This is a genomic window from Aeromicrobium sp. IC_218, assembly GCF_004336805.1.
In the GTDB taxonomy this organism is placed as follows: Bacteria; Actinomycetota; Actinomycetes; order Propionibacteriales; family Nocardioidaceae; genus Aeromicrobium.
The window spans coordinates 83,108-93,887 of the sequence record NZ_SJXM01000013.1 but is presented as its reverse complement, the minus strand read 5'-3'; the positions used below and the strand labels follow the sequence as shown (position 1 = coordinate 93,887).

Annotated in this window: 9 protein-coding genes; 2 read left to right on the top strand and 7 right to left on the bottom strand. The window is 73.5% G+C overall.

Annotation, left to right across the window (positions count from 1 at the left end):
• The 3 genes from E0W78_RS13755 to E0W78_RS13745 form a co-directional block, all read right to left on the bottom strand.
• Positions 1-481, bottom strand: a 481-nt coding sequence (locus tag E0W78_RS13755) for a hypothetical protein (RefSeq protein WP_131404515.1), incomplete at its 3' end; no start/stop codon positions are given.
• Between the two features lie 17 nt (positions 482-498).
• The gene (locus E0W78_RS13750) at positions 499-1,020 is read right to left on the bottom strand and encodes a hypothetical protein (RefSeq protein ID WP_131404514.1); all 522 of its coding nucleotides are present in this window, start codon (positions 1,018-1,020) and stop codon (positions 499-501) included.
• Between the two features lie 77 nt (positions 1,021-1,097).
• Positions 1,098-2,381: an adenylosuccinate synthase gene (locus tag E0W78_RS13745; RefSeq protein ID WP_131404513.1), complete on the bottom strand. Its 1,284-nt coding sequence runs from the start codon at positions 2,379-2,381 to the stop codon at positions 1,098-1,100.
• A 91-nt stretch (positions 2,382-2,472) separates the two neighbouring features.
• On the opposite strand from E0W78_RS13745, the gene E0W78_RS13740 reads away from it, so the two are divergent.
• Positions 2,473-3,378, top strand: coding sequence for a diacylglycerol kinase family protein (locus tag E0W78_RS13740; protein WP_131404512.1), 906 nt, complete (start codon positions 2,473-2,475; stop codon positions 3,376-3,378).
• Between the two features lie 56 nt (positions 3,379-3,434).
• Here E0W78_RS13740 and E0W78_RS13735 read toward each other — a convergent pair whose 3' ends face one another.
• The 3 genes from E0W78_RS13735 to E0W78_RS13725 all read right to left on the bottom strand — a co-directional run bounded on the left by E0W78_RS13735 (position 3,435) and on the right by E0W78_RS13725 (position 8,718).
• A complete protein-coding gene (locus E0W78_RS13735; RefSeq protein WP_207392770.1) occupies positions 3,435-6,518 on the bottom strand; it encodes an Ig-like domain repeat protein in 3,084 nt (1,027 codons plus the stop codon).
• Positions 6,519-6,668: 150 nt separating this feature from the next.
• On the bottom strand, positions 6,669-8,309 hold the full coding sequence (locus tag E0W78_RS13730) for a phospholipase D-like domain-containing protein (RefSeq protein ID WP_242686356.1): 1,641 nt from the start codon (positions 8,307-8,309) through the stop codon (positions 6,669-6,671).
• A gap of 1 nt (position 8,310) precedes the next feature.
• Positions 8,311-8,718: a DUF3151 domain-containing protein gene (locus E0W78_RS13725; protein WP_131404510.1), complete on the bottom strand. Its 408-nt coding sequence runs from the start codon at positions 8,716-8,718 to the stop codon at positions 8,311-8,313.
• A 53-nt stretch (positions 8,719-8,771) separates the two neighbouring features.
• Here E0W78_RS13725 and E0W78_RS13720 point away from each other — a divergent pair, with 53 nt between their 5' ends.
• Positions 8,772-9,578 (top strand): DNA-formamidopyrimidine glycosylase family protein, encoded by an 807-nt coding sequence (locus tag E0W78_RS13720; RefSeq protein WP_131404509.1) that lies wholly within the window; start codon positions 8,772-8,774, stop codon positions 9,576-9,578.
• 144 nt (positions 9,579-9,722) lie between these two features.
• Here the strand turns inward: E0W78_RS13720 and fbaA are convergent, their stop codons facing one another.
• Positions 9,723-10,742: a class II fructose-bisphosphate aldolase gene (gene fbaA / locus E0W78_RS13715; RefSeq protein ID WP_131404508.1), complete on the bottom strand. Its 1,020-nt coding sequence runs from the start codon at positions 10,740-10,742 to the stop codon at positions 9,723-9,725.
• Between the last annotated feature and the right edge of the window lie 38 nt (positions 10,743-10,780).

Here is a 10,780-nt window from a genome sequence, read left to right as displayed (position 1 = left end):
GGGGCGGGCGCCGCCGCCGCACGAGCAGGACGACCGCACCGACGAGCGCCGCGCCGCCCGCCCCCCACGCGAGCACCTCAGCGAGCGGGCGCGGGGCGTCCGCGCCGGTGACGCCGCCCTCGACCGGCTCACGCACGTCGGACGGTCGGGTCACGTCACCGACGGCGGCGACCTCGCACAGGCCGGTGCGGAACGACTCGTCCGCGGTCACGACGTACCGCTCCCCCGGCACGAGGTAGTCCCCGCCCAGGTCGTCGTCCTCGACCGCCTCGACCCACACCACCGGGGCGAGGTCGGGTCCGGCCCAGACCTCGTCGACCGCGAGGCGCGCGTGCTCGGACCAGGCGGCCTGGACCGTGCCGACGAGGACGACCGGGGCGTCCGGGGTGCCGGTCAGCGCCGTGCACGACGTCGCCGCGGCGGGCGACGCAGGCAGCAGGACGGCCAGGGCCGTCGCCGCCACCAGGGCTGCTCGACGCATGCGACCTCCTCGCCCGGTCATGTCGCGGGAGGCGTCACCGTCTCGCGCGACCCGGATGCACGGCGCCGCCCCGCGAGCAGGTGAAGCGCCCCGGCGACGGCCGCGGCGCCGACTCCCCACGCCACGGTCTCGGTCACGGAGGGCGGGCGCTCCGGGCCGGTACGACCGTCGGCGACCGGGTGGCGGACCTCCGCCGGACGGGTCGCGAGGTCGTCGCCGTCGTAGACCGGGTGAGCCTCGCAGTAGCTGGTGCGGAACGACTCGTCCGCGGTGACGACGTACCGCTGCCCGCCGGAGAGGTAGATCCGTCCGTTCAGGGGATCAACGCCCGTCTCGAGCTCCACGACGGGCGCCAGGTCGGGCCCCGCCCACACCTCCTCGACCGCGAACTGCGCGTGCCCGGACCGCACCGACTCGGCCGTGCCGAGCAGGACGACCGGCGCCTCCGTGTCCGGCGGGCCGCAGATCCATGCGGACGCCGGCGACGCGGGCAGCAGGACGGCCAGGGCCGTCGCCGCCACCAGAGCTGCTCGACGCATGCGACCTCCTCGCCCGGTCATGTCGCGGGAGGCGTCACCGTCTCACGGACGGCGGTGCCGAGGAGGCGGAACACGGCTCAGAGCAGGTCGTGCACCACGACGGTCTGCTCACGGCCGGGGCCGACGCCGATCGCCGAGATGCGCGAGCCGCTGATCGCGTCGAGCTCACGGACGTACGCCTGCGCGTTGGCCGGCAGGTCGCTGAGCTCGCGCGCGCCGGAGATGTCCTCGGACCAGCCCGGGAAGTACTCGTAGATGGGCTTCGCGTGGTGGAAGTCGGTCTGCGATGCGGGCATCTCCTCGACCCGCTCGCCGTCGACCTCGTACGCGACGCAGACCGGGATGCGGTCCCAGCCGGTCAGCACGTCCAGCTTCGTCAGCACGAAGTCGGTGACGCCGTTGATGCGCGCGGCGTAGCGGGCGACGGGTGCGTCGTACCAGCCGCAGCGACGCGGGCGTCCGGTCGTGGTGCCGAACTCGCCGCCGTTGACGCGCAGGCGCTCGCCGTCCTCGTCGAACAGCTCGGTCGGGAACGGCCCCTCGCCGACGCGCGTGGCGTAGGCCTTCACGATGCCGATGACGCGGGTGATCTCGGTCGGCGCGATGCCGGACCCGGTGCACGCGCCGCCGGACGTCGCCGAGGACGACGTCACGAACGGGTAGGTGCCGTGGTCGACGTCCAGCAGCGTGGCCTGGCCGGCCTCGAGCAGCACGGTCTCGTCGCGGCGCAGCGCCTCGTGCAGCAGCAGCGCGGTGTCGGTGACGTACGGACGCACGCGGTCGACGTACGACAGCAGCTCCTCGACCGTCTCCTCGACGCCCACGGCGCGGCGGTTGTAGATCTTGGTGAGGATCTGGTTCTTCTGCTCCAGCGCGCCCTCGACCTTGGCGTGCAGGATCTTCTCGTCGAACAGGTCCTGGACGCGGATGCCGAGCCGGTTCATCTTGTCGGCGTAGGTCGGGCCGATGCCGCGGCCGGTGGTGCCGATCTTGCGCTTGCCCAGGAACCGCTCGGTGGTCTTGTCCAGCGAGCGGTTGTAGTCGGCGATGACGTGGGCGTTGGTGCTGAGCTTGAGCCGCGACGTGTCGATGCCGCGGGCCTCGAGGCCGTCGATCTCCTCGAACAGAACCGACAGGTCGACCACGACGCCGTTTCCGATGACCGGCGTGCAGCCGGGGGTGAGGATGCCGCTGGGCAGCAGGTGGAGGGCGTACTTCTCGCCCTCGATGACGACCGTGTGGCCGGCGTTGTTGCCACCGTTGAACTTGACGACGTAGTCGACGCGGGAACCGAGCAGGTCGGTCGCCTTGCCCTTCCCCTCGTCTCCCCACTGGGCACCGACGATCACGACTGCGGGCATGGATTCGCACCAACCTCGAGCACAAGACAAGCCCCGTCTCCGGGGCTCTTACCGCGACAGCCTATCGGAGCGGGACCTAGGGTGACGACCCATGAGACCCGTCGTCGCGATCGCGAACGCCCAGGCCGGCAGCAGCGAGACCGAGGCGGTGGAACGCGTCGTCGCCCTGCTGCGCGAGCGCACCGACGTCGACCTGGCCTGCACCGAGGGCGAGGACGACCTGCGCGAGGCGCTCTCCGACGCGTCCGGACGCCTCGTCGTCGTGCTCGGCGGCGACGGCTCGCTGCACGCCGTGGTGAAGGTGCTCGACGAGCTCGGGCTGCTGCCCGACGTCCAGGTCGCGCTCGTCCCCATGGGCACGGGCAACGACTTCGCGCGCACCATCGGCATGCGCTGCGACCACGCGCTCGAGGCGGCCGAGCAGCTGCTGGACTCCGAGCCGTGCGACCTCGACCTCGTGCGCGACGACCGCGGCCGCGTGGTCGTCAACGCCGTCCACGTGGGCATCGGCGCCGAGGCGGCGGTCGAGGCGAAGCCCTACAAGGAGCGGCTCGGCCCGGTCGGGTACGCCATCGGCGCGGTGATCTCGGGCGTGAAGCACAAGGGCTTCCGGGCCAAGGTCACCGTCGACGGCCGGCAGATCCGCCGGCGCGGCCGGATGATCCAGGTCGCCGTCGGCAACGGGCGCTACATCGGCGGCGGCGCGCCGCTGCTGCCCGAGGCCGACCCCGGCGACGGCCTGCTCGACGTCGCGGTGTCGTGGTCGAACCCGCGGCTGCGCCGGGTCGCGTACGCCTGGCGCCTGCGCAAGGGCCGCCACCCGTACCGCGACGACGTCGAGTACCTGCGGGGCCGCGAGGTCACCGTCGTCGGTGAGGAGACGCGCGGCAACCTCGACGGCGAGATCGACGACGCCCGCGCGTCCCACGCCTGGAAGGTCGAGCCGGGGGTCCTGACGATGCTGCTGCCGCGCGACCCCGCCCCCGCCCACGACTAGGCCGGACATGACGAGGCCCCCGCGAGCGGTGCTCACGGGGGCCTCGTGCGTGCGGGTCAGCGACGCGCGACCTTGACCTTGACGGTCGTGGACGAGCCGGAGAACAGCGAGCTGCCGGCGTACTTCACCGTGAGGCGCTGCGTGCCGGCCTTGGTCAGGCGCGACAGGCGGACGGACGCCTTGCCGTTGCGCACCGTGGCGGTGCCGACGCGCTTGGAGCCCTGGTAGACGCCGACCGTGCCGCTGCTGACCGGGACGCCGTAGGCGCGCACGGTGACCGCGACGTTCGCCCGGGTCTTCTTCACGACGACCTTGCGCGTCGTCACCTTCGCGGTGACGGACGTGCGGGCCTTGGCCACGGTGACGCGAACGGTCGTCCGCGCACCGGCGTACGTGCCGTTGCCCGCGTACGTCGCGGTCAGGGTGTGCGCGCCCGGCTTCAGCGCCGTGCCCGCGACCTGGAGGGTCGCGCGCCCCTTGACGAAGTACCCGACGCCGAGGCGGGCCGAGCCACGCGTGAGCGTGACCGTGCCGGTGGCGGCCGCCGGACCGGTCACGACGACCGTGCCGACCCGGCCGTACTGGACGGCGTAGCCGGACGCCTTGAGCGAGGTGGGGATGGTCGTCACGACGGCCCGCACGTCGGCCGAGGACTCCAGGTGCTGGGAGTCGCCCAGGTACTCGACCTGGAGGTCGTGGACGCCGACGTCGAGGGTGCCCGCCGGGACCTTCACCGTGCCGCGGCCGGCGCTGAGGTCGGCGCTGCCGACGACCGTCTCGCCGAGGCGGACCTCGACGCGTCCGGTCGGGACGGCGCCGGTGCCCGACGTGACCTCGACCGGAACCGACACGACACCGTTGACCGGGGCCTTCGCGACCGCGCCCGGGACGACCGTGGCCTGGCCCTTGTCGACCTGCACGTCGACCGTGCCGGTGGAGGGCAGCAGCGCGTCGTCACCGGCGTAGGCGACGGTGAGCGCGCGGGTGCCGACCGCCAGGCCGATGGTGTCCACGTCCACCGACGCGACGCCCTCGTCGAGCGTGCCCGTGCCGACGACGGTCGACCCGGACAGCACGTCCACGCGTCCGGACGGCACGACGTCGGCCTCGGTGGCCACCGCGACGTCGACGACGGCCTGCTCGCCGCGCTCGACCGGGGTCGGCGCGTCGGCGGTCGTCGTGCTGGCGGCCTTGGCCGAGACCGGCACCTGGAACGTCGTGCCGGTCGGCTGCGCCGTGACCGTCAGGGTGCCCGTGCCGGGCTTCGTCGTGATCGGCGTGGTGACGCGGGCCGACCCGTTCGTGGCGGGGAACGAGCCGAGGTCGGTCGTCGTGCCACCCAGGTCCAGCGAGGCGTCGACCGACGTCGTGGCCGGCGTGCCCTTGGAGGTGAGGTCGAGCTTGGGGAAGGTCAGGTCGATCGGCTGGCCGAGCACGACGTCCGTGTCGCCGGCGACCTTGATCGCGTGGCGGCGGAAGTCGGGCGAGACCGGCGACTCGGCCTTGAGGAAGTCCATCCAGGCCTGGTAGTCCTGCAGGCCGGTGTCGAAGTTCGTGCCCTCGGTGAACGCGCGGAAGTTGTCGCCGCCGGCGCCCAGGAAGCTGAACGTCGCCACCCGGTAGGTCCTGTCCGGGTCGAGCGGCGCGCCGTCGATCGTCAGGCTCGTGATGCGGTCGCCGCGCTCGCGGGTGTCGTCGTAGGTGTACTGCACGTTCGCGGACGTGCCGAGCTGCAGGTACGAGCGCGACGGCACGGTGCCGTCGGGGTTGGTCTGCCACTGCTGCTCGAAGACCTTCTTGAGCGAGGAGCCCTTGAGGCTGACCGAGCTGAGCGTGTTGTTGAACGGGAGCACCGCGTTGGCCTCGGCGAAGGTGATCACGCCGTCCTTGTTCACGTCGGCGTCCGCGCCGGTCGAGCCGGCGTAGAAGAGCTCGGCGCGCAGGCCGCCGGGGTTGGCGATGCCGAGGTCGGCACCGACCTCGAGCTGCGAGACCTGCGCCAGCACGGCGTCGGCCACGAGGTTGCCGAGCGTCGACTCGCTCGCGCGGTCGTCGCGGGAGGAGCCGGTGTAGGCGGTCGTGATGTCGGCCGAGACGGTGGCGACCGGCTTCTCGCCGAGCGCCTTGGCGTCGGCCAGGGCGTCGTCGACGATCGTCTTGACCTGCGCCACGCGCGGGAACGCGGCGACCAGGTCGGCGTCCGCCGTCGTGGTGCGACCGACGTTGCCGGCGGTGTACGAGACGACGTCGCCGGTGTCCGGGTCGACCTTCAGCTGCACCTGGCCGATGCGCTCGCCGTAGCTGCCGGTCTGGACGACCGGGCGGGTCTTGCCCGCCTTGCCGGGCACGGGCGCGTTCCAGGCGTACTCCTTGTGGGTGTGCCCGGTGAAGATCGCGTCGACCGACGCGTCGGTCTTGGTGACGATGTCGGCGAAGGCGCCGCCGTCGGCGACCTCCTGCTCGAGCGTGGTCGTCGAGGACGTCTTGAAGCCCGCACCCTCGTGGTAGGACGCCACGATGACGTCCGGCTTGTCGGCGGACGCCTCGAGCTGGCGCGCGACGCGGTTGACCGCCTCGACGGGGTCACCGAAGTCGAGGTTCGCGACGCCGGCGGGCGAGACGAGCGAGGCCGTCTCCTCGGTGGTGGCGCCGATGACGGCGACCTCCTGGCCGGCGACGGTGAACGTCTCGTAGGCCGGCAGGACGGTGTCGGTGGTGCCCTTGCGGTAGATGTTCGCGGCGACGTGCCCGAAGTCCGCGGCGTCCTCGACGCGTCCGGTCAGGTCGGTCTCGCCGCCGTCGAGCTCGTGGTTGCCGACCGCCGAGACCGCCAGGTCGAGCGTGTTGAGCACGTCGATCGTGGGCTGGTCCTGCTGCGAGGACGAGGCGAAGAGGCTGGCGCCGATGTTGTCGCCGGCCGACAGGAACAGCGTGTTGGCGTCGCCGGCGGCAGCGCGCAGCTGCTCGATCGTGCCGGCGACCTTCACGGTGTTCGCGTCGATGCGCCCGTGGAAGTCGTTGACGTCGATGAGGTTCACGGTGACGGGGTCGGCCGCGTGGGCCGGGGAGGCGACCACCAGGCCGCCGCAGCTGAGGAGGGCGGCCACGCCGATGGCCGTCCTGCGACGCAAGAGGTTCACAGAGGTCCTTTCCGGGACGCGCCCGCGCGGGCGCACAGTCCGAGACCCTAGGACCGTCCCGGGGCCGCGGACGCCGGGTTAGCCGAAACGTCACCTGGCGGACGTGCGAGGGCCCCGCGACGGTCGTCGCGGGGCCCTCGTCGCCCGGCCCTAGAGCCGGCGGCGCAGCCGGTCGGCCAGGCGGCGCCCGTCGGGGTCGTGCAGCAGCGCGTACCAGGGCGCGGCGAGGAGCCGGCGCCACCACGCCAGGCGCGGCGGCGGGAGCGGACGCAGGCGCCCGGGCGGGCGCGGGCCCCGCTGCCCGCCGGCGTGCCAGGCCTCCAGCGCGTCCGCGCTCGCGGCCAGCTGCCGGAACATCGCGCGCCCGTCGACGCAGTCGGCCATGACGTCGAGCAGGTGCTCGTCCGCGTCCGGGCCGATCGGTCCGAGCGCGTCCACGTCGACCCGGTCCAGGTGCTCACCGGCGAGCGCGAGCCGCAGCCGGCGCCCGTAGGTGCTGCTGCCGTCCTCGCTGTCGGTGTCGACGACGACCGCCGACAGCTCGGAGTCGTGCGTCCAGGAGCGGCGGCAGAAGTTGTCCGAGCCCACGCTGGCCCACACGTCGTCGATCACGCACACCTTGGCGTGGACGTAGACCGGCGTGCCGGCGTGGTTCTCCGGCGCGTAGAGCGCGACCCGGTCGGGCGCCGCGGCGCAGACCCGCGCGATCGCGCGCATCCGGCCGAGCACCTGGGGGTCACGGGCGAACCAGCCGTCCTGGTCGGGCACGCGCGGCAGCACCGCGACCACGTGCAGGTCGGGGTTGTCGCGCAGCGCGTCGACGAACAGCTGGCTCATCGCCCGGCCCCACAGGAACTGGTCCTCGATGTAGACCAGCGACCGGGCCCGGCGCATGGCCCGTGTGTAGCCGCGCGCCACCGAGCGCTCGCCGCGCGGCGCGAAGTCGTGCTTCCAGCCCGGACCCAGGCTCGGGTAGGTGCGCAGCAGCTGGACGGTGTGCGGGCCCAGCTCCTCGGGCACGGGACGCTGCGCGGGCAGGCGGCGGCGCTCGTCGTCGAGCCGGTCGGCCCGGTCCCGCAGGCGGCGGATCGGGCTGCGGGTCAGCGGCGTCGAGTCCTCCCACCGTTCCCGGAAGACGGTCTCGACGTCGTGGACGGCCGGGCCGCGCAGCTCCAGCTGCACGTCGTGCCAGGGCGGACGCTCGCCGTACTCGTGCGCGATCGGGTCGCCCTGCGGGTCGCCGAGGTGCCGGGCGTCGTCGCGCCGGGTGTGGCACAGGTCGAGGCCGCCCACGAACGCCACGTCGCGCGAAGGGTCGTCGCGGTGGCGCACCACGACGAACTTCTGGTGGTGCGCGCCGGAGGTCCGCACGCGCATGTCGAGCTGCACGTCCGCGCCGCGGGCCTGCAGCAGCCGACCGAGGTCGCGGTGCTCGTCGACCGCGTAGCCCAGACGCCCGGCGTGGGAGCGCCAGACCAGGGCGCGGACGTCCGCGCCCCGGTCCAGCGCGCGTCCCAGCACCTCGACCAGCTCGCTGCCGGGCGTCCCGCGCAGCCGCTCGTCGGGGTTGCCCTGCCAGTCGGTGAAGCACACGAGGTCCCCCTCGCCGACGCCGTCCAGCACGTCGGCGAGCGCCGCGAAGTAGGTCGCGCCGTGCACCAGGGGACGCGCCAGGTTGCCGGTCGACCAGGCGGCGCCGTCCGGATGACGATCGTCCAGGCGCGTGTGGGGGTTGCCCCGGCCCTCGCGCGTCAGCAGCCACTCGGTCAGGCGGGGTCTCGCGTCGTGCACCTCAGGCCTGGACGAGCTCGGCGTAGGCCTCGGGGCTCGACTCGCGCAGGAACTCGCGGCACCGGTGCGCCTCGGGCTCGTCGCCCAGGCGCTCGGACGCCGTGGCCAGCACGGCCAGCGAGCGCAGGAAGCCGCGGTTGGGCTGGTGCGACCACGGCACGGGGCCGTGGCCCTTCCAGCCGTTGCGGCGCAGCAGGTCCAGTGCGCGGTGGTAGCCGGTGCGGGCGTACGCGTAGCCCTCGACGTCGCGGCCCTCGTCCAGCGCGGCCTGCGCCATGAGCGACCACCCGAGCGTGGACGACGGGTGCTCGCGGACGACGTCCTCGAGCGGGTCGCCGGCGGCCAGGCGCTCGGCGGCCGGGTCCTCGGGCAGCAGGGTCTCGGGCGGCTCGCCCAGCAGGTTCGTCATGGCGCCGACCCTACCGACGCGCCGACCGGGCCCGCCTTCGGCAGACTGACCGGGTGCCCGAGCTGCCCGAGGTCGAGTCCGCCCGCGCCGTGATCGAGCGCTCCGCGCTGCACCGGCGCATCGCCGACGTCGACGACTCCGACTCCTACGAGTGCCGTCCGCACGCGCCCGGCGAGATCCGCGACGCCCTGGTCGGTCGCACGCTCACCGCGGCCCGCCGGCGCGGCAAGTCGATGTGGTGCGAGACGTCCGGACTCGACGGCGACGACGGGCCCGGTCCGGTCCTGGGCCTGCACCTGGGCATGAGCGGACGCATCCTGGTCGGCGACGACTCCGGCGGCGACTACGTCGGCACCGGGCGTCCGGTCCCGACCGCCGAGCGGTTCTCGCGCTTCTCGATCACCTTCGACGACGGCGGCACCCTGCACCTGGTCGACCCGCGCCGGCTCGGCCGGGCCCGGCTCGACCCCGACCTGGAGGCGCTCGGGCCGGACGCCGCGGAGGTGGGCCGCGAGGAGTTCCGCGCCCGGGTGGGCGGCAGCCGTGCCCCGCTCAAGGCCCGCCTGCTCGACCAGTCCGTCGTGGCCGGCGTGGGCAACCTGCTCGCCGACGAGACGCTGTGGCAGGCGCGGCTGAGCCCGCGGCGTCCGGCCGGCGACCTCGACGTCGAGACGCTCGACGACCTGCGCCGGCACCTGCGCAAGGCGGTGCGCGACGCGATCGCGCACGGCGGCGTCCACACCGGCGAGGTGATCGAGCACCGCCGGGCCGGCGGACGCTGCCCGCGGTGCGGCGCCGAGATGGTGCGCGGCACCGTCGGCGGCCGCACCACCTGGTGGTGCTCGGCCGAGCAGCCCTAGCTCGTCCCCTCGGCGCTGAGGGTGACGTTGTTGCGGCGGCGCTCGGCGTGTCGCCGCAACAACGTCACCCCCAGCGCCGGCTGGGCCCGGGACGCACGACGGCCCCGGGAGCAGGCTCCCGGGGCCGTCAGCGTCAGGCGTCGCTCAGAGCTTGGTGCCCGACGAGCGCAGGGCCTGGCAGGCCTCGACGACGCGCGCGGCCATGCCGGCCTCGGCCGCCTTGCCCCAGGCGCGCGGGTCGTAGGTCTTCTTGTTGCCGACCTCGCCGTCGATCTTCAGCACGCCGTCGTAGTTGCTCAGCATGTGGCCGGCGACCGGACGCGTGAACGCGTACTGGGTGTCGGTGTCGACGTTCATCTTGATGACGCCGTAGTCGACCGCCGCGTCGATCTCCTCGGGCAGCGAGCCCGAGCCGCCGTGGAAGACCAGGTCGAACGGACGGTCGGTGCCGTACTTCTCGCCGACGACGTCCTGGGCCTGCTTGAGGATCTCCGGGCGCAGCTTGACGTTGCCCGGCTTGTAGACGCCGTGGACGTTGCCGAACGTGAGGGCCGTCAGGTAGCGGCCCTTCTCGCCGACGCCGAGCGCGGCCGCGGTCGCCAGCGCGTCCTCGGCGGTCGTGTACAGGTGCTCGCCCATGCCGCCCTCGACGCCGTCCTCCTCGCCGCCGACGACGCCGATCTCGACCTCGAGGATCACCTTCGCCGCCGCGGCCGCCGCCAGCAGCTCCTCGGCGATCTGCAGGTTCTCCTCCAGCGGCACCGCCGAGCCGTCCCACATGTGCGACTGGAAGTACGGCAGGCCACCGGCCTGGACCCGCTCGGTGGACGCCGCGAGCAGCGGGCGGACGAAGCCGTCGAGCTTGTCCTTGGGGCAGTGGTCGGTGTGGAGCGCGACGTTGACCGGGTACTTCTTGGCCACCTCCTGCGCGAACGCGGCGAAGGCCAGCGAGCCGGAGACCATGTTCTTGACCGTCGGGCCGGACAGGTACTCGGCACCACCGGTGGAGATCTGGATGATGCCGTCGCTCTCGGCCTCGGCGAAGCCGGCGAGGGCCGCGTTCAGGGTCTGCGACGAGGAGACGTTGATGGCCGGGTACGCGAACTTCTCGCGCTTGGCCTTGTCGAGCATCTCGGCGTAGATCTCGGGGGTGGCGACGGGCATGAGGGCTCCTCTGTGCGGTTTCGCTCGGCGGGTTGCGT